General features: G+C 35.8%; 20 protein-coding genes. 8 read left to right on the top strand and 12 right to left on the bottom strand.

The features are described from left to right. The first annotated feature begins 78 nt into the window (after positions 1-78). Both hpt and C568_RS0115445 read left to right on the top strand, forming a co-directional pair. Positions 79-609 (top strand): hypoxanthine phosphoribosyltransferase, encoded by a 531-nt coding sequence (hpt, locus tag C568_RS0115450; protein WP_003201413.1) that lies wholly within the window; start codon positions 79-81, stop codon positions 607-609. Positions 610-948: 339 nt separating this feature from the next. Then, complete coding sequence (locus tag C568_RS0115445) at positions 949-1,128, top strand: cold-inducible protein YdjO-related protein (RefSeq protein ID WP_006096330.1); 180 nt, start codon at positions 949-951, stop codon at positions 1,126-1,128. Positions 1,129-1,316: 188 nt separating this feature from the next. Here the strand turns inward: C568_RS0115445 and C568_RS0115440 are convergent, their stop codons facing one another. The 4 genes from C568_RS0115440 to C568_RS0115425 all read right to left on the bottom strand — a co-directional run bounded on the left by C568_RS0115440 (position 1,317) and on the right by C568_RS0115425 (position 5,342). Continuing rightward, positions 1,317-1,913, bottom strand: coding sequence for a DedA family protein (locus C568_RS0115440; protein ID WP_018782046.1), 597 nt, complete (start codon positions 1,911-1,913; stop codon positions 1,317-1,319). Continuing rightward, complete coding sequence (locus C568_RS0115435; RefSeq protein ID WP_006096328.1) at positions 1,900-2,490, bottom strand: class I SAM-dependent methyltransferase; 591 nt, start codon at positions 2,488-2,490, stop codon at positions 1,900-1,902. Before C568_RS0115435 ends, C568_RS0115440 begins: the two co-directional genes overlap by 14 nt. A gap of 145 nt (positions 2,491-2,635) precedes the next feature. After that, positions 2,636-4,585, bottom strand: a complete 1,950-nt coding sequence (locus C568_RS0115430; protein WP_018782045.1) for an ABC transporter permease — start codon at positions 4,583-4,585, stop codon at positions 2,636-2,638. Further along, a complete protein-coding gene (locus C568_RS0115425; protein WP_003201420.1) occupies positions 4,572-5,342 on the bottom strand; it encodes an ABC transporter ATP-binding protein in 771 nt (256 codons plus the stop codon). The genes C568_RS0115430 and C568_RS0115425 overlap by 14 nt, the downstream gene beginning before the upstream one ends. A gap of 296 nt (positions 5,343-5,638) precedes the next feature. Between C568_RS0115425 and C568_RS0115420 the strand changes: the two genes are divergently transcribed. Further along, complete coding sequence (locus C568_RS0115420; protein WP_018782044.1) at positions 5,639-6,511, top strand: AraC family transcriptional regulator; 873 nt, start codon at positions 5,639-5,641, stop codon at positions 6,509-6,511. A gap of 90 nt (positions 6,512-6,601) precedes the next feature. Here C568_RS0115420 and C568_RS0115415 read toward each other — a convergent pair whose 3' ends face one another. From C568_RS0115415 to C568_RS0115400, 4 genes are all read right to left on the bottom strand, one after another. Beyond that, on the bottom strand, positions 6,602-8,176 hold the full coding sequence (locus tag C568_RS0115415; RefSeq protein ID WP_018782043.1) for a putative ABC transporter permease subunit: 1,575 nt from the start codon (positions 8,174-8,176) through the stop codon (positions 6,602-6,604). Then, positions 8,166-8,882, bottom strand: coding sequence for an ABC transporter ATP-binding protein (locus C568_RS0115410; RefSeq protein ID WP_018782042.1), 717 nt, complete (start codon positions 8,880-8,882; stop codon positions 8,166-8,168). The genes C568_RS0115415 and C568_RS0115410 overlap by 11 nt, the downstream gene beginning before the upstream one ends. Before the next feature lie 141 nt (positions 8,883-9,023). Beyond that, entirely contained in the window at positions 9,024-9,656 is a 633-nt protein-coding gene (locus C568_RS0115405; protein ID WP_018782041.1) for an SdpI family protein, read from the bottom strand. Next, positions 9,653-9,925 (bottom strand): autorepressor SdpR family transcription factor, encoded by a 273-nt coding sequence (locus C568_RS0115400; RefSeq protein WP_018782040.1) that lies wholly within the window; start codon positions 9,923-9,925, stop codon positions 9,653-9,655. Before C568_RS0115400 ends, C568_RS0115405 begins: the two co-directional genes overlap by 4 nt. A gap of 208 nt (positions 9,926-10,133) precedes the next feature. Here C568_RS0115400 and C568_RS0115395 point away from each other — a divergent pair, with 208 nt between their 5' ends. The 5 genes from C568_RS0115395 to C568_RS0115375 all read left to right on the top strand — a co-directional run bounded on the left by C568_RS0115395 (position 10,134) and on the right by C568_RS0115375 (position 16,660). Continuing rightward, positions 10,134-10,829, top strand: coding sequence for a response regulator transcription factor (locus C568_RS0115395; RefSeq protein ID WP_006096322.1), 696 nt, complete (start codon positions 10,134-10,136; stop codon positions 10,827-10,829). Positions 10,830-10,831: 2 nt separating this feature from the next. Beyond that, positions 10,832-11,854, top strand: coding sequence for a sensor histidine kinase (locus tag C568_RS0115390; protein WP_006096321.1), 1,023 nt, complete (start codon positions 10,832-10,834; stop codon positions 11,852-11,854). Positions 11,855-11,948: 94 nt separating this feature from the next. Then, positions 11,949-13,919: an FtsX-like permease family protein gene (locus C568_RS0115385; RefSeq protein ID WP_018782039.1), complete on the top strand. Its 1,971-nt coding sequence runs from the start codon at positions 11,949-11,951 to the stop codon at positions 13,917-13,919. Between the two features lie 21 nt (positions 13,920-13,940). Then, positions 13,941-14,693, top strand: a complete 753-nt coding sequence (locus C568_RS0115380; RefSeq protein ID WP_006096319.1) for an ABC transporter ATP-binding protein — start codon at positions 13,941-13,943, stop codon at positions 14,691-14,693. Then, positions 14,690-16,660 carry an FtsX-like permease family protein gene (locus C568_RS0115375; protein WP_018782038.1) on the top strand — a complete coding sequence of 657 codons (1,971 nt, stop codon included), beginning with the start codon at positions 14,690-14,692 and terminating at the stop codon, positions 16,658-16,660. The genes C568_RS0115380 and C568_RS0115375 overlap by 4 nt, the downstream gene beginning before the upstream one ends. Before the next feature lie 48 nt (positions 16,661-16,708). Here C568_RS0115375 and C568_RS0115370 read toward each other — a convergent pair whose 3' ends face one another. The 4 genes from C568_RS0115370 to C568_RS0115355 form a co-directional block, all read right to left on the bottom strand. Continuing rightward, a complete protein-coding gene (locus C568_RS0115370; protein ID WP_018764638.1) occupies positions 16,709-16,921 on the bottom strand; it encodes a YjcZ family sporulation protein in 213 nt (70 codons plus the stop codon). Positions 16,922-17,307: 386 nt separating this feature from the next. Continuing rightward, positions 17,308-17,610: a hypothetical protein gene (locus C568_RS0115365; protein ID WP_006096317.1), complete on the bottom strand. Its 303-nt coding sequence runs from the start codon at positions 17,608-17,610 to the stop codon at positions 17,308-17,310. Between the two features lie 4 nt (positions 17,611-17,614). Beyond that, entirely contained in the window at positions 17,615-18,721 is a 1,107-nt protein-coding gene (menC, locus tag C568_RS0115360; protein ID WP_018782037.1) for an o-succinylbenzoate synthase, read from the bottom strand. Further along, positions 18,722-20,167, bottom strand: coding sequence for an o-succinylbenzoate--CoA ligase (locus C568_RS0115355; RefSeq protein ID WP_018782036.1), 1,446 nt, complete (start codon positions 20,165-20,167; stop codon positions 18,722-18,724). It abuts the gene before it with no gap. Between the last annotated feature and the right edge of the window lie 186 nt (positions 20,168-20,353).

Genomic DNA, 20,353 nt, shown 5'->3' with positions numbered 1-20,353 from the left:
ATTTCTCTTTTTTGACTTTTCCCCTTCAATCCTTTACAGTCAAAATGTTCACAAGTTTTACAACGCAGGAGGATCCTAATGAAAATTGAAATAAAAGATACTTTAATCTCTGAAGAAGCATTACAAACAAAGGTAAAAGAACTAGCACTGCAAATTGAACGCGATTTTGAAGGAGAAGAAATCGTTGTGATCGCAGTACTAAAAGGTTCTTTCGTCTTTGCTGCTGATTTAATTCGTCACATTAAAAATGAAGTAACAATCGACTTTATCTCTGCATCTAGTTACGGCAACCAAACGGAAACAACAGGAAAAGTTAAATTGTTAAAAGATATCGATGTCAACATTACAGGCAAAAATGTAATTGTTGTAGAAGACATTATCGATTCTGGCTTAACACTTCACTTCTTAAAAGACCACTTCTTTATGCATAAACCAAAAGCATTAAAGTTCTGTACATTACTTGATAAACCAGAGCGTCGTAAAGTTGATTTGACAGCCGAGTATGTAGGCTTCCAAATTCCAGATGAATTTATCGTCGGCTATGGCATTGACTGTGCAGAAAAATATCGTAACTTACCATTTATCGCTTCAGTAGTAACAGAAAAATAAAACCACATACAACTTCCATCAATTTTTGATGGAAGTTTATTCATATCATCCACTACTATATAAATACAAATTAAAAAACCAACATAAAACCTTTCTTTTTAGGTAGGAGAGAGCTCTCTTCATACACCGTGCCAAATTAAATTATTGCCAGGACATTTTGCGATGATTTATAACCCAGAATTAGTATAATAGAGTCCTTGTTATACTTTGGTAATTTATAAAGTTCGCATTTTTATAAAATAAACATTATAATTAAAAATATAAAAGGTTGTTAACAAAAAACGTTAACAACCTTTTTATTTTTTTTAGAAAAATTTTTCACTTTAGAGGAGTGATTGTATGTATTGGAAAAGAAATAATAAGCCTGTAGAAGATCCAGAAGAAATCGCTGTATGGGAATGCCAAACAGAAGATTGTTTAGGATGGATGCGTAAAAACTTTTCTTTAGAAGAAGAACCCAAATGTCCTTTATGTAAAGGTGATATGAATAGCGGGACACGACTACTACAAAAATTGTAAAGATTAGGTTCCATTTCCCCTAGATTCCTCAATTATGAAATCCAATAAAGAGAAGATCCTCTTTCTCCTTATCTACAGTGCAAGTTTACTTCCTAATTATGAATTTGAAATAAATGATTGAAAAAAGCAGCTATTACTTAAAATAGCTGCTTTTTTCCTTACTGTCTACGAATATTTAGACAAGTAATCTATCCTATTACCTGATTTTTCTTTTGTATATATAAATATAAAACACTTGCTATGACGACAATTGTGCCACCAAAATAGAGGCCATACTTCGTCGCAAGTTCTACAATCGCCTCGATGTGTTTACCAAACATAGAACCAAGCATAAAATAAAGCAACGTCCACATAAATCCCGTCGTGTATGAATACAAAGCATATGTTTTAAATGACATACGATTCATACCAACCAAATAAGGAACAATATGTCTAACGACAGGTATAAAATAACTTGTTACTAATGCATAATGTCCATATTTACCAATCATTTCTTGTGATTGTAAAAGATACTTCGCCTTTTTCTTTTTCATCAATTTATCAAGTACTTTATCACCAAAAACCTTTCCAAGTATATACCCTAAAGAGAGGCCGGATACGACACCTAAATAGGTTAATAAAAATGCCGGAATTACACTTAGTATGCCTACTGACGATACAAACCCACCACTCATCACAATCATTTCATCTGGAATTGGCATACCTACAATCCCAAGCCATAAACAAAAGAATAAAGCCGCATAGCCATACTGCTCAATATAGGATAACAATTCATGTAATTCCATTAGGCGTATGACCTCCTAGCCTTTTTCTACAACTAAGAACATGTGCTGGAGGAAGATTCAACCAAACCTTTTTTAGTGAAATTTCCTGAAAAAAGGTTTGGATAAATGCTTTCCTTGCAAGCGAATATTGAAACGTAATAAACTCGCCATCCTCACTTAATGACTCCATTACACTGGATAAAATACGAGATGATACTTCCGTTGGTAAGGATGTAAAAGGTAACCCTGATAATACATAATCAACCTTCTCTATTTGTAACTCCTTTATATATTTCTTTATGTTCTCAGCTGATCCATGTATAACCAAAACGTTTGGATCGTCCTTAAACTGCTTCTGTAACTTTTTGAAAAAAACTTCATTAATTTCAATCAAGATAAATATTGTATGTTCTTTTTTTCTCTTTATAATCTCTCTCGTGAATGATCCTGTTCCAGGTCCCAATTCTAGAATATACTTTGCTTCTTCGAAATTAATCGCGCCTACCATCTTTTTGGCTAATATGTTAGAACTAGGTGCAATTGCTCCAGTATTCTTTGGATGTTTCACAAATTCGGTTAAGAATGTAATAAGTTGCATCTCTAACCTCTCCCGTTCATTCAATATCGTCTAATATAGCTCCAAGTATAACTATCATTTTTTAAAAAATAGCATGGGAATTTCTTAAGATTTTATGAAGATGTAAAAAAGCAGCTATCGCTTCTAGCGATAGCTGCTCCTTTCATTACTTCGAGCTCACGATCTTGTAATAAGAACGAACTGTTAAGAAGTAATATCCAATATAAATGACGCTATACACACCAATACTCATTAATAATGGAATCAAAATTTCATATGGCATTAACGTTGATAATCCTTTTAATGCAAATAAGCTGTGGCAAATCCCTACTACTAATGGAATTGCAAAGATAAAGCTTACTTGTTTCGCAATTGCCTTTTTCATTTCTTGTTTTGTAACCCCGACTTTACGTAGTACAACGTAACGATCGCGGTCTGCACTTGCTTCTGTTAGCTGTTTGAAGTAAATGATAGAGCCTGTTGCTAGTAAGAAGACAAGTCCTAAGAATAAACCGATAAACATCATTAATCCTGTTGCTTCCAGCATACCATGGAAACCCGTGTAGAAATCATTGAAAGGTCGCGCAACTTCTGGTTCTCCAGCTGGCATCACTTTCTTTAATTTCTCTGTTAGCACTTTACTATTCTTCTCATCTTTTACATCGATATTTTTAACGATACGTGTGTCAGCTACTGCCTTCGCACTCTTATATACTTCATCTGGTACAACAACGAATAGTTCCCCTAAGTTCGTTATATTACGTCCTTCAGCACCTTTAATCGTTAATGTTTTCGCTTCATTACCAATCGGGAATACCGCTTTATTCCCTTTATATACAGTGCTGAACTCATGCCCTTCAATATACATACCATCAAATACGAATGCCTCGTTAGCCGCCAAACTTACAGCCTCTATATCCATATTCTTTGCTATGTTATTAAATGCTGATTGCGATACAAGCTGATATTTCTCGGTAACTAAATAATTTGTATTCATACCCATATCTGCTTTTTCGCCTTCAAACTTCCCTTTAACAGGAACCATTTCTATTTCGAATTGGTTCGTTACAGGATGCTTCTGTTTCTCTTCACCCAAAATCGCATTTACTTTATTATCAAGTGCCGCATCCTTTTTCTCGTAAGAATAACTGTGCGGCGCATAATCTTTCGTTTGTTTAAACGTGTTGTAATACATCGTAACAGACGTACCAACTGCCGTTAATGTTACCGCACTTAATATTGCAATAGTTGCTAGAGATTTTGCATTTCCTTTAATGCGGTACAGTAACTGTGACGTCGTTACCATGTTCATACCGTTATAGAAAGATGATTTCTTATGTCTTGCTCGTTTTAATACAAATACTGTAAAGAACATAAATAGTAAGTACGTACCAAGTACTGTTGCAAGTAAAATATAAAGCGCAACTGTCATAAAGTCTATATATTTAATTGCTTTAATATACATCAGTGATAAGAAATAGCCAGAACCGATTAAGAACACTGAAATCAATGCCATAATCATTGATCCTTTTGGCATCGTTTCTCCTTCACGTTCTGCACGGAAAAGTTCAATTAATTTAAAGCGATAGATTAAACGATATCCTTGAAGTGATGTATAAAGGATAATCACAAAAAAGATAATTGCCGTATCAATAATTGCAGACATTGGTACTTCAAAATGAACATTTAAATTCAGTCCCATCATACTTACTAACAATTCAAGGAACAACTTCGACAGTACACTACCAATCGCAATCCCGATTACTAATGACATTAAGCCCATCAACATATTTTCATAAAATAACATTTTACCGATTTGTCTTTTTCGAATACCAAGCAGTGAATATAATCCAACTTCTTTTTTACGTTTCCGTGTAAAGAACCCGTTAGAGTATATAATAAATACCGCTACGAAAATAATCAGCATCACACTGGAAACTTGGAATGCTCCGCTAATTTTCTTAGATCCTTCCGCTGCTTTTTCCATTTGTGAATTATATTGCAGCGCTTTAAATGTAAAATAAATGACGATGCTAAAGATCATAGATGCAAAATATAAAAAATAATCCTTAAAGTTCCGCTGTATATTGCGGAGGGCAATGCTAGATAACGTCATCCATGGCACCTCCGGAAATTGCGGACATTACGTCTACTACTTGTTGGAAGAATTGTTTACGAGTTAATTCCCCGCGGTGCAATTCTTTATATAACTCACCATCTTTAATGAAGATAACACGTTTACAATAACTTGCCGCAAACGCATCATGCGTTACCATTAAAATTGTTGAATTATCATATTCATTTAATGACTTCATACTTTCTAATAAGTCTGTTGCTGATTTGGAATCAAGTGCTCCTGTTGGCTCATCCCCAAAAATCATACTTGGATTTGTAACGATTGCACGTGATGCTGCGCAGCGCTGCTTCTGTCCACCAGATACTTGGTATGGAAATTGACTTAAAATATGATCGATGCCGAACTTCTTCGCAATCTCAAGAACGCGGCGATCAATTTCATTCGCTTTCACTTTTGATAACGCAAGTGGCAATGCAATGTTCTCTTTCACCGTTAGCGTATCTAATAAGTTATAATCTTGGAAAATGAATCCTAAATGATCACGGCGGAACAATGCTAATTTATCATCATTCATTTTCACAATGTCTTTCCCATCAATTAAAATCTCACCGCTCGTTGCATTATCAATTGTAGAAAGAACATTTAAAAGAGTCGTTTTACCAGATCCAGAAGGTCCCATAATTCCAACGAATTCACCTTCTTGCACTTGTAAGTTAATACCTTTTAACGCTTCAAATTTATTTCCACCTGTATCATATACTTTTTTAATATTTTTCGCTTCTAACACTGTTTTCATCTCTATATCCCTCACTTCTTCTATTCTCTATTTTCACTATATCTAACTCCTACTCTTGCCACTATCGATGTTTCTTACACAAACATGACAGTTATGTAAGGCTACTTAGCAGAAGACATGGACATTTAACTTCATGAAATAACTACTTTGCTACTATAGCATTGGGATAAATAGCCATCCATTCATTCTCCTTACAGAAACATTACATTTCTGTAAGGTACCCTATATAATTGTGCACGAAATGTCGGATGAGGTTATTTCATTCCTGCTATTCTATTAACAAAGGAGGTCATATGATGGATTCGCTTAAAAATATGAATGCAGCAATACAGTATATTGAAGACAATCTTACGAATGACATTGACTTTAAAGAAGTGGCTAGGCTAGCTTTCTGCTCGGAATACCATTTTAAAAGAATGTTTTCCTTCCTTTCAGGCACGTCGCTTTCAGAATATATTCGTTGTAGACGCCTTACTCTTGCAGCATTTGAGCTAAATGCTAGCAATGTAAAAGTCATTGATATCGCTATAAAATATGGATACAACTCGCCAGATTCCTTTTCACGTGCATTTCAAAATCTGCATGGGATAACACCGTCAGAGGCTAGAAATAGCAGCCATACCCTTAAGGCTTACTCACGAATGACCTTCCAGTTATCCATTAAAGGAGGAAATGAAATGAACTATCGAATCGAAAAAAAAGAGACGTTTCGCATCGTTGGTATAAAGAAACGAGTACCGATTATTTTTAGTGGTGTAAATCAAGAAATTGCTTCTATGTGGAAAAGCTTAGATAGTCAATCGATTCACACATTAAAGACCCTTTCGAATGTGAATCCTACAGGACTCATCAGTGCTTCTACCAATTTTTCTGAAGGGAGAATGGAGGAAAAAGGAGAACTTGATCACTATATTGGCGTCGCAACAACGAAAACTTGTCCAGAGCAGTTCAAGCAACTTGAAGTTCCTGCCTCAACATGGGCTATATTTGAAGCAATTGGGCCATTTCCTAATGCATTGCAAAATGTATGGGGACGTATTTATTCCGAGTGGTTTCCATCTTCGAATTATGAACAAATGGAAGGACCGGAAATCCTATGGAATGAAAATAAAGATGTGACTTCATCTACTTTTAAAAGTGAAATATGGATACCAGTTGTAAAAAGGTAATATATTCCTAGTTGATTATTAAAGTAAAGAAGCTGTCCCAAAAGGTCATTTTTAACACCCTTTTGGAGACAGCTTTTTTAGACTAATGCTTCACTTTATCCTTCTTTTAGACTCATTGCTATACAACACTGCAGTCATAATCGAAATCATTACAACAACTACAAAAGTAAACATTCTATAGTTTGATATCACAGCAGTACCTATAAGGAAGGCAGGAATGACTGCCAGAATCATGCCTCCAAGCATACCAAGAACAGCTCCCATACTCTGTTTCACTACTTGGGTTTCTGATACCCAATCATAATAAGCAAATCGGTTATTAATAAAAACACCCCATACTGCTGAAAAAAAGGAATATGTGATTGGGGTAATTACGATTAAAATTGAAGTCCAAATACCTGGCTTTAAACCTATAATCATAAGGATAGCGCTAATAATTGATGTAGGTATGCTGAGTGAAAGATTCATGAGAATCTTACTGTCATAGATCATTTTCGGTGTAAGAGGCAATGACTTGATAATCCATACGTTTTTCCCCTCGAGCGACAATGACACACACGTTGTACACGTCATTGCAATCATTGCTGAAATAACAAATGGAGCAACCTTTTGTAAAAGCGTTTCGATTCCAGGATATCCAATAAATTGACTTGGCCCTACTATAACGACTGCAAGTGAGAATATGACTGCCATGACAACTCCCAGACCGATATTAATCACATATACTGTAGAAGAAAAGAAACGCTTCCGTTCTTTTTTATATAATGCAATCAACACTTTTTCTTTCTTCATATGATCAATCTTGTAATCGGAACGCGTATGGTACGTAGAAACTCCTGTATTGATTTGCTTATATTTGAAAGAGAGTATTTTTACAAAAAGATAATACCAAATAACTGATATGCTGACAAAAAGAATAAAAGCTCCTATATTCGCATCGACAATTGCTTTTTGAAAAATGTTAGCTAGCGGATACACTTTAGTCAATTGCTCTGAAACGATTGCCCCAATCCCTTCTAAGTCAGTAAAACTATATTTCGCATTTCCCTGCTTGAACATAAAGTAGCCAAATATAATAATTGCCATAAAACTTAAAACGGTAGTGACTCGATTCGCATGTCTAAACTTAGATGCTATCGCCGTAATGCATGCACCAAAAACAGCCGCAATTGTTGTTGGAATTAAAGATACTGTAAACAGAGTTATGATCCACATTACATAGAAAGATATTGATGGATTCTCATATATACAATAAATAATCCCCATCGGCAGCATGATGATCATTGAAAAGACAGTATTTAATACGTACAAATACAAAAATCTACTAGCAATAATCGTATCTACACGAATCGGTAAAGACATGACAAAATCATAATCCTTAAAGGCAAAAATTTCACCATTCGCCTTAAACATAGTGAAAAACAAAACTAATATACTGCTAATAACGAATGCATAAACTGGAATGACTTCCCCTATCCCCAGTTTGATTAATCCATATGCCGCGCCTCCACAATATAGCATCAAAAGGGCAGCAACCAAGGCGATTGATACTGAAATTAAAATTTTACTCTGCTTCTTTTTCTTATCTTTTTCATACTTGAAAGTATTTAGACCAAGCTGCGTTATCAGACGGATTTTTAAAAGCGCTAGCGTATTATTCTTCATCAGCAAGCACCTTCATAAAGAGCTCTTCTAATGAATTTCCCTTGATTAAAGACTTTACTTCCCCCGAGATTGCTAGTTTCCCTTTATGAACCATCGCTATCTTATTGCATAACTTCTCTGCTACATCTAATACATGAGTAGAAAAGAAAATCGCACTGCCTGATTCACAAAGTTCCTTCATCATCCCCTTAAGTACAAGAGCCGCCTTTGGATCGAGACCAACAAAAGGCTCATCTAAAACTAATAATTTGGGATGATGCACAACTGCTGATATAATCGCTACTTTTTGTTTCATACCGTGTGAGTAGGAGGATATTAAATCCCCCAAATATGGTGTAATCTCAAAAGCATCTCCATATGTTTGTATCCGTTCTTCTCTGTCCTTTACAGACACCCCAAAAACATCCGCCACAAAGTTCAAATATTGAATCCCTGTTAGTTGTTCATATAAATCTGGATTATCAGGAATGTATGCCATGACCTTCTTACACGTAATCGGGTCCTTTTTTACTGAATGTCCATCAACAAAAATTTCGCCCTCCTCAAAGTCTATAACACCTACTAGTGACTTAATCGTCGTACTTTTCCCAGCGCCGTTATGTCCGATAAACCCAAAAATATCTCCCGCTTGAACAGTTAAACTCAAATCATCTACTGCTTTTTTGCCACCTTTGTAGGTTTTGCTAAAATTTATGATTTCTAACATGCCCTCTCCCCCAAACGATTTAAACTCGCGTATAACAAGACTGAATATTCAGACCTAAATAACTAAAATGATACGCAATAAGACTTCATCCTTACCACATATCATTACTTGCAAACGTCCTTACAGAATCGTATCTACTATTTATAATTGTTCCTTTTTATATAAAATATAAGAATATCCATTCGTCAACACCACAGCAATTAATATCATTGTAAGCATCATATAAGATCTCCATTCAGCTGGCACAACAATACTTACCATCATCATAAGTCCTAAAGCTACAAATACTTTTCCGCTAAAGCGATGTGTTTTGCGCCATACTTCTTCATTGCTTAACGTCCATGGGTTACGCATACCCACAAAGAAATTCGGTTTACACTGCGGTAAATAATTACCAATAATTAAAAATAAAATTCCAACAAGTAATTCGGGGACCCGATTAATAAATAATTTATAACCTAAGCCATTTGTAATGATATCTATGTTTCCGATAAATAAGAAAACTAGCAGGCTATTATTTATCATCATCAAAGCTTTAGAAAACTTTTCATAGTTTTCTTTCTTTGGATCAATTTTTTGTAAAACATTTAGAAATACATAACAACCAATCATGATACCAACCATAGACATCATTCCAGTTAATTTCGATGAAAATCCATCAGCAGTCCCGCCGCTCCAATGGGTTGCGATTGTATCTGGCAAGTATGGCCAAGAAATTGCCCATATTAAGCAAGTTGTAAGAATTAATATAATTGCAAAAAGATGCTTTTTCATTTCCCCTCTCCCCCTTTATTCGTAAACGCAAACACCCAAGTTAATAAATCTTGAAAAACAGTTGTGTTCAAGGAATACACAACAAATTGCCCTCTTTTTTCATCTTGTATAAGTTCCGCGTTTTTAAGTGCACTTAAATGATGTGAAATACTTGGCTTTGTCATATTGAACTGTTCGGCAATTTCACCAGCTGTTAAATCGCCTTCTTTTAATAAATCTAATATTTTTCGCCTTGTTGGATCTGCTAATGCTTTAAATGCTTGGTTCAATGTCTTTCTTCCTTTCAATAATTAGACATTTAGATATTTATCTAAATGTTAAAATAAAAAACGTATATTGTCAATTATATCCATAACCCTTTTTACTTTTTCCACTTTTGTCCTATACTGTTTACTAGCACTCGTTTCAAGGTAATGAAAAGACAAGAAACACATGGTACACTATAGCTACAATTGTTTTTTTAGGAGGAATATACATATGTATAAAATTTTAATCGTTGAAGACGATCCAAATATCTCATCTTTACTTCAGTCTCACATTCAAAAATATGGTTATGAAGCTGTTGTTGCGGATAACTTTGATGATATTATGGATTCTTTTAATAGAGTGAAACCACACCTAGTGCTTCTAGATGTAAACTTACCGAAGTTCGATGGCTTCTACTGGTGCCGTCAGATTCGTCATGAATCTACTTGCCCGATTATTTTCATTTCTGCTCGTGCTGGTGAGATGGAACAAATTATGGCGATTGAGAGCGGTGCGGATGATTATATTACAAAACCATTCCACTACGATGTTGTAATGGCGAAAATTAAAGGTCAATTACGCCGTATTTACGGTGATTATGCTCCAAATATTTCAGAACGAATTGTTGAAGTTGAAGGGCTAAAATTATTCCCGGAACGACCAGAAATCCATTTTGGAACGAAGCAAGTTCTTCTTACAAAGAAAGAAGCTATCTTAGCTGAAATGTTATTATCGAAACACCCTCGTACAGCAAACCGCGAAGATCTATTAGCTGCGCTTTGGGATGATGAAAGCTTCGTTGAAGAAAACACGCTAAACGTAAACATTACACGTCTTCGTAAGAAATTTAATGAGCTTGGTATTGAAAACGCAATTGAAACAGTACGCGGATTAGGGTATCGTTTTAACGCAACTTGGAGTGAATAAGCATGAAGTTATTTTTGCGTGATCATTTTGCATTTTTTCTATTATATGCATTAAATTTCGGTATCATTTTTATTCTCTATGATGCAGTTGATGGATTTCAAAACAATAAATTTTATTTCATCGTATTAAGTTTATATTTATTTATTTGCTTCCTTGTTTATCGTTATGTTCGCAACCGCAGAATGTATCACAGATTAAGTGAGCCACCGGAAAAAATGGAAGATGCGTTTATTGAAAGAGCGACCGCACCTATGCCACACGGCGTAAATGAGCTTGTTCGGACTCAATATCGTTTGTTCCAAAAAGAACTGCAATCATATGAAGTCAAACAACAAGAACACCAATTGTTTATTAACCACTGGGTACATCAAATGAAAACGCCAGTTTCTATTATGCAGCTGATGGTACTAGAAATGGAAGATGAACATCTCATTCCGAAGTTTAAGAAAGAACTAGAAAGATTAAATCAAGGACTTGATATGGCGTTATATATGGCGAGACTCAATAACTTCCACGAAGACTTCCATGTAGAAACGATTTCACTAAAGGATGCCGTAACAAAAAATATTAACGGCTTAAAAGAACTCTTTATTCGTAACGGTGTATTCCCTGTTCTAGAAGTTCATTCTGATCTTATGGTTGCTTCTGATGCAAAGTGGCTGAAATTCATTATTTATCAGTTAATGACGAATGCGGTTCGCTATTCTGGCGAGCGAGGCAAGAAAGTCTTCTTATCTGGCTATCGAAATGGGAAAGATATTATTTTGGAAATTCGTGATGAAGGTGTTGGTATCCCGCAGGAAGATATCCGAAGAGTATTTGAACCATTTTATACAGGGAAAAATGGACGTACTTTCGGAGAATCAACTGGTATGGGGCTTTATATTGTCAGTAAAATTTGCTCTTATTTAGGTCATTCCGTGAAGTTAGACTCTGAAGTAGGTAAAGGGACTAGCATTAAGATCATCTTCCATAATGCTTTAAATCATCAAGCAGACGGCTCGGGGAAGGTGATTGAAGAATGAACATACACAATTTCAGCGAAATGTATGAGAACTCACTCTCATACATTTTTTGCAACATGACTACATCTATATCTTCGATTTGGAGGTATACAGCATGACTTTTTGGCAGTTTGCATTTAAAAACGTAACGCGAAATTCCCGTGCTTATTTTGCCTATTTTTTAAGCAGTGCGTTTTCCATTGCGATTTTCTTCTCATTTGCGGTGTATTTATTTCATCCTCGGCTACAAAATTTTAGTACAGTTGATGGAATTACAGGGTTAATGATATTTTCAGAAGTGGTCATTGTGTGCTTTTCCTTTTTCTTTCTGCTTTATTCCATCGGTACTTTCTTAAAAGTTCGTAAAAAACAATTTGGAGTTTTAACCGTTTTAGGAATATCGAGAAGGCAATTAAAACGTCTTGTTTTTATGGAAAATATGTTGATTGGGATATTGTCCATCTTTGTTGGCATTCAACTTGGACTCGTATTCTCACAATTTTTCTTATTAGTAACAGGAAAAATCACACACGTCCCAGGGTTGTATTTATATTGGCCTTCAGGGGCCATCCTTTTAACTGCAACAATCTTCCTTGGACTCTTTATCGTTGTTTCTGCTTTTACTCCTATGCTCATCCGAACAAGAAAAGCCGTACGCCTTTTAAAAGAAGGAAAAGTAAAGCAAAAAGAGCAAAAACCATCTATACTTATTTCTTTATTTGGTGCTCTATGTTTGCTGTCGGGATATATACTAGCCGGAAATCCAATGTTCTTTCTATCTTTAGATCCAAAGATAGGATCGATTTACATGTTTTCTAGCATTTTCGTCATTCCGTCACTTGTGGCAATTGGAACATACTTTTTCTTTTCACAAATTTGCTTCCTGCTCATTCGGATTTTGAAAACAAGACGAAAATTTTACATGAAGCGAATTAATATGCTGTGGATTTCAGATTTGGCAAGCCGTATTCGAACAAATATTAATATGCTTTTTATTGTAGCTATGCTATCTACTCTCGCATTTACAATGATTACATTCATATATGGGTTTGGGAAATTCATAAAGTTGGATGTTGCCAAAAATAATCCATTCCCGTTCACCTATATTTCATACGATGCCAATCCACTTGCTTCACAGCATATGGACTGGTTAGAAAAACGACTTAGCGAAGAACAATTTACCTATAAAAAGTTCAAAACAGACTTATATGCAGTTTCATTACAAAAGGACAAAACCACTCCTTATGAAAGAGAAGCATATGTATTAAAAGAAAGTGACTATAATAAACTCGCGACTGCTTTACATCTCAAGCACCTTTTTGTAAAAGAGAATGAAACATACATCCTACCTGGATATGGATATCAAAACATATTGAGTCCACTGCAAGAAGATTTCAAACAAAAAAACGTTACACTTTCGCAAAATTCACTTACATTACATGTAAAAGATTATGAGAATTTTAGCGTAACACCAGCTGGTCTGACACCACAATTACTAATTTTATCTGATGATACAGTACATGCTTTATCGAATAACATGAGACATATGACACTGTATAACTTTCAAGTACAAGACTGGGAAAAGACATATGTAATCGCTGAAGAATATATTAATAAATTGGAAAAAGATCGAAAAAGTATCGCATCTAAAGAACCTTTATATATCATGTGGGAAGCGAGTGATACGCTATACCAAATTAAACTAGGCGCCGCTTCATTCTTCTTTATTGGTACTTTCCTTGGTGTCATTTTCTTCATTGGTGCCGGGAGTGTCCTTTACTTCCGTATGTATACGGACTTAACAAGTGAACAAGAAAAATATATTACGATTACAAAAATCGGGTTAACAGAATCTGAAATGAAGCGTTCCGCTACCATTCAGCTAGCGATCTTATTCTTCGTTCCGTACATCATGGCTTCCATTCATACAATGTTTGCTACAAAAATGCTACAAGAAGTCATAAATCTATCATTATTTGCTGAAATTACAGTTGTTCTTACGATATTTGGAGCGGTTGAAATTATCTTTTTCTTGTTAATTCGTTCCTTATATATGCAAAAACTATCTCGACATATTAGTCTTTAAAAAATAGAAAGGTGATTCTTTATGGAAGAAGTCTTACACATTAAAAATGTCTCTAAAGTGTATGAGGGCAAAGTCCCTCATACCGCTTTAAAAAATATTAATTTACATGTAGATAAAGGAGAATTTGTCGCAATTATGGGGCCTTCAGGAAGCGGTAAATCTACTTTCTTAAATGTAATTTCAACAATCGATTCTCCTACTGCAGGCGAAGTTTTTATTAACGGGAAACAGCCGCACACATTCCGCAGGGAAAAACTAGCTGTTTTCCGCCGCCAAGAACTAGGGTTTGTTTTTCAAAACTTTAACTTATTAGATACGTTAACAATTGGTGAAAATATCGTATTACCATTAACGTTAGACAATGTTCCGCTAAAAGAAATGGATAAGAGATTAGATATTGTTTCAAAGAAACTTGGGATTGACCACATTTTAGACAAGCGGATTTTCGAAGTTTCTGGCGGACAAGCACAGCGCACTGCGGTAGCTCGCGCTGTTATTCATAATCCATCTCTCTTGCTTGCTGATGAGCCTACAGGAAATTTAGACTCTAAAGCAGCAATCGACGTAATGGAACTTTTTACAAAATTAAATAAAGAAGAACAAGCAACGATCTTAATGGTAACACATGACCCGTTCGCAGCGAGCTATTGCAACCGCGTGATTTTTATTAAAGATGGTGAACTTTATAATGAATTACACCGCGGACTATATCGAGAAAAGTTCTATCAAGAAATACTTGATGTATTAGCATTATTAGGAGGAAGACGTGGATGACATTTTGGCAATTTGCATTAAAAAATGTCATGCGTAATTCTAAAGCATATTTTGCATATTTTTTAAGTAGTGCTTTTTCGATAATGGTTTTCTTCTCACTTACTGTATACTCGTACCATCCGCGTTTACAGAACTTACATGAACAAGGACCTCTGATGAATTTAATCGGAATGGCGCAATTTGTTATCATCATGTTCTCGTTCTTTTTCTTGCTGTATTCGATTGGAGCATTTTTAAACGTACGTAAAAAACAATTTGGTATTTTAACAGTTCTCGGTATCTCTAAGAAACAATTAAAACGCCTTGTATTTATGGAAAATATGATGATTGGAATATTAGCCATTTTTGTTGGTATTCAAGGTGGTCTTGTTTTTTCTAACTTTTTTCTATTGGTTACGTCCAAATTAACAGGTGCAACAGGGCTCTACTTATATTGGCCTACAAAGGCAATTATCGTCACAACTGTAACTTTCATCGTTCTATTTTTTATCGTTTCTACGTTTACACCTATGTTTGTTCGTACACGTAAAACGATTCGTCTCATTAAAAACGAGCAAAAGTTAAGAAAAGAAAAACGGCCTTCTATTCTCATTTCTTTATTTGCTTTAGCTTGTTTAGGACTATGTTATTATATCGCGGGGTACCCAAAAGGATATGTCACCGAAAAAAACATACAAGATGGCTCCGTATTCTTTATTATTTTATCCATTTTGCCACTTGTAACAATTGGAACGTATTTATTATTTTCTCAAACGATTCTTCTCTTTATATCTATTTTAAAAAAGAGAAGAAGATTTTATATGAAACAAATAAATATGTTATGGATTTCAGATTTAGTTGCACGTACGCGTGGTAATATTAATATGCTCTTTATTGTTACCATGTTATCTGCGCTTGCTTTTACAATTATTACACCGCTCTTTGCTATGAATAATTACACAAAAGCAACTATTTTAGAACGTTATCCCGTTCCGTTCACCTATACATCTGATCCAGGAAATTCATTCGAACAAAAACATATTGCTACGATAGAGCAAGAGCTTACCAATTATCAATTTCAGTATCAAAAATATAAATTTGCAGTTTTAAAAGATAAAGCTCTAGAACAAGACGTTGCTATTATGAAAATGAGTGATTATAATACACTAGCTACGCTGTTAAAAAAACCAGAAATTCAGTTAGGACCAGACGAAACATATATAATTTCTAGGTTTTCACCAACTCTATTAAATTTAATAACCAATCCATTTGCAAAGCAAGAAACAATAACTTTGGAATCTAACAAAAAAAAATTTCTCATTAAAGGATTTTTAAATCAAGGAGTAGAGCCACAATACGCTCTTCCTGACACAATTGTGATGCAAGATCATGTCATTGATAATATGATTCCGCATATTGAAACCATTACCATTTATAACTATATTGTTGAAAATTGGGAAGACACTCTTATCCCTACCAAAAATGTGGTGAATAGTATAGATAAAGATCGAAACGATTTATTGGAGAAAACAGAGAAAGAAAAACAACATAACGCTATCCCATTCAGTCTTTTTACATCTAGTGACGAACTAGCATACAGTAAAAAGAGTAATGTCTCTAGTTTCTTTATTGGCACTTTTCTCGGTATCATCTTCTTTATTGGAGCAGCAAGTGTCTTGTACTTCCGTATGTATAATGATTTAACAAGAGAAGAGCAAAAGTATATTGCCATTACAAAAATTGGACTAACAGAGTCCGAGATGTTTCGTTCTGCAACGATTCAATTGGCAATTTTATTTTTCGTACCTTATATAGTCGCTGCCTTCCATACAATATTTGCTATCGTTTTTTTACAAAACATACTCGCAATTTCTCTACTCAAAGAATTATCATTTGTACTTACTTTATTTGGGATGATCGAGATTATTTTCTTCTTTTTAATCCGTTCCCTTTACATGAATAAATTATCACAACGCCTTAAATTGTGAATAAAATAGCCTTGTGCATGCGCACAAGGCTATTCTCAATAGTTTTTGTTAGCAGTATCCGTAACCACCACCAAAGCCACCATAGCCGCCGCCATATCCACAACCGCCACCGTAGCCACCACCGAAGCAGCTAGCACCGATGATAATCAATAAAATAAACAATACGATTAGAAGCGCAAAACCGCCTCCACAGCCGTGTCTTATGTGTCTATGGTGATGTTCATGTCTGTCATCGCATCTGTCATCGCACTTATCACTCATTACTCTATTCCTCCTTTAGTATCATTCGTAACAACAAGGGGATCCTATCATGTTCTAAATGAGCGGATTCAATTTATATTATGTTTACATGGGAAATCGGGAGCTTGTTTTTCCCAAAAACAGGCTTGTTTTACGAAAAGATACAACGAAACCTTGGATTTACTGATAAACCATCAATAAAGAATGCAATGCCTGCGAATCACAAAAGAGCCTACGATAATTGAATCATCGTAGGCTCTTTATCCCGCTATTTGTGGGCAGTAACACTCCCACCTCATTCAGTGAAAGCAAAAAAGTTAAGCAGGTGATGAATTGCCCGTAAAAGCCCGATTGGTGAGGGCTAATAATCAGTGAGGGATGAAGCCACCACTGATTAAAGTTTCACTTTATATACGCTGTACAAACAGCTTTCCTTCTTGCAATATACGCTTTTGTAGTTGTTGATTAGAGAGCATATTTAAATGTACCACATCAAATTTCACTCTTCCCTCCAGCTCTTCTGTCAACTCAAAACATAACCATTGAAATTGTTTGTGCGAAGCATTCTTCGTTTCAATCGCAATGTGATGACTACATTGATCTGTTACTTCTTTCCTTACGTGAGGCCCAAAAATATATGCAACTTTTACAAATGACACCTTTAACAAATATGCTTGTATAACCCGCAATATATCTTCCTGCTGCCTCATACATTCACCTCTCACATACAATCCGTTTTCTCGTAATCTCTTCTAATCTTTCCCGGTTTACGCCATATCCAAACCCAAGCTCTTTTGGAACAATTACTTTCCCGCCTTGCAATGTTACTTCTGGTGAAATAATATCTCGCTCCCAGTGTCTACTTGAAGCTGAAATATCACCCGGAATCGTAAAGTTTGGGAGTGATGCTAACGCAATATTTTGCGCACGTGAAATCCCCATTTCAACCATACCGCCGCACCAAACAGGAATACCATGTTCCTTGCAATAATCATGAATTTGGATTGATTCTGTTAAACCGCCAACTCGTCCCGGTTTAATATTTATAATGCGGCAGCTTCCAAGTGTAATCGCTACTCTTGCATCTTCTAAGCTATGAATACTCTCGTCCAAACAAATAGGTGTCTCTATTTGTTTTTGGAGCTTAGCGTGATCGAGAAAATCGTTATCCGCTAAAGGCTGTTCAATCATCATTAACTGAAATTCATCCAATCGTTTTAATCGCTCAATATCCCCTAACGTATACGCTGAATTTGCATCGACCATTAATGGAACCTTTGGAAAGACTCTTCGTATTTCCTTTATTAGCTCATAATCAAATTCCGGTTTGATTTTCACCTTAAAACGTTGATATCCTTCTTCTGCATACATTTCAATTCGTTTTAACATATTAGAAATCGTATCTAACCCAATCACAACACCGACTTCAATTTCTGGCTGTGTTCCTCCAAGTAAAGTCGCTAATGACCTGTTTTCGTGTTTCGCATACAAATCCCATACAGCGCCTTCTATTCCCGCTTTCGCCATACGGTTACGCTTTATATGCTGAAAGAGACTCGGAATTTCATTTGGATGTGTAATTTCAGCTTTCAATACATCTGGTATTAAAAAATCTTGAAGCATATGAAGTGCCGTTGTTGCAGTTTCTTCTGTATACCATGGTTCTGAGAACGCAACAACTTCCCCAAACCCGATATATCCGTCCGTATCCTCAAGTTCAATGACAATACTTTCCCGCGTTTCATACGTTCCGTAACTTGCTGCAAAAGGAATCACAAGAGGCATTTCTGTTACATAAAGCGTCGCCTTTTTAATTCTCATTTACATCTCCTCCAGCAGGTGCCTTAGTTCCCGTCTTAACAATTTTCTCGAAGCATTACGTGGTAATTCAAGTAAGAAATGCACTTCTCTCGGTACTTTATATCGCGCTAATTTTTCTTCACAAAATTTAATCAGTTCTTCTTCTGTTATATCGTCAGCCTTAACAATAAACGCAGCAGGCACTTGTCCCCACTGTTCGTCTGCTTTGCCAACAACTCCAGCTTCCGCCACTTTAGGATTTGCAAGCAGTACTTCTTCAATTTGCGCTGGATAAATATTTTCTCCGCCTGAAATAATGAGATCACTACGACGATCTAATACATATAAAAATCCTTCTTCATCTAAATACCCAAGATCTCCAGTATGAAGCCAACCGTCTATTATTGTTTCACGCGTTGCGTCTTCACGTTTAAAATAGCCATGTGTCACATTCGGTCCTTTTACAACAATCTCTCCTTCAACATTCGGTGGCACTACTTCTCCATCCTTCTCAATTCGAAGCTGGCATGAGAAAAGCGTTTTTCCTGCTGAACCAACTTTCGTTAACATGTAATCAGCTGAAAGTGTGCAAATTTGCGAGGATGTTTCTGTCATACCATATGTTTGGTACACAGGGATTCCTTTTGTTACACATGTTTCTAAAAGTGGCTTTGGTGCTGGTCCTCCGCCTAATAACATGCAACGTAAAGAGCTCGGATATGTTTCCTCCCCAAGTCTTTCTAATAAGTCCATTAACATCTTAGAAACGACAGATATGATTGTTATTCCCCGAGTTTTTATTGCCTCATGAATGAAATCAGGATCATATTTCGGAACGAGTAAAATCCGCATACCGTACATAATATTTTTCATTAACAGAGATAATCCGCCTACATGAAACATTGGCATGCACGCTAACCAACAATCATCATCGCGAAGCCCTAAGTTAAGTGATGATCCAACAGCACTCGCCCAGTGATTACCGTATGTTAAGATAACCCCTTTCGGTTTGCCTGTTGTTCCTGACGTATAAATAATTGTCATCGATTCTTCTAAAGAAAACTCCTCTTGAACGACTGCAGTTTTCTTCGGTCCGTTCACTACCTCTTCAAATGCATATACTAGTACCTGTTCTGTTTCAAATTCTTGGTCCGTTACTAAGCAAACAACTTCAGCATCATCCATTTGCCAAAGTAGCTCTTCTCTTGAAAGACGTGTATTTAGAAGTACAGCTACTGCCCCAATATAAGATAAGGCGTGAATTACTGTAATCATCTGGGTACCATTTTTCATCAGAACAGCCACTTTTTGACCTTTTTCTATCTGTAAGTATGAAAGGTGTTCACAAACAGATCCTACTTTTTCATGCAGTTCTAAAAATGTAATCTTCTCCTCTTTTGTCTCAATCGCAGTGCGCTCTGGTGTTAAAAAAGAACGTTGCATTAACCAATTGGGCATTGTCTCCATTACACATTCTCCTTCCATTAAAGAAAGAGACTTGATGTACAATCAAGTCTCTTGTTTTTGTTTCCGCTTTTAATCTTATCCAGCTACAGCAGCTAGAATAGTCGATGGCTTTGCTTCTTCCTGCGAGGCAAACTACGCCTCTTCGTCTGAAGCTCCATCCCTCTCCTATTCTGAACGAGCTGCTTC

Source organism: Bacillus sp. 95MFCvi2.1 (assembly GCF_000374965.1).
GTDB classification, from domain to species: domain Bacteria; phylum Bacillota; class Bacilli; order Bacillales; family Bacillaceae_G; genus Bacillus_A; species Bacillus_A pseudomycoides.
This window is presented reverse-complemented; position numbering and strand designations above follow the sequence as displayed.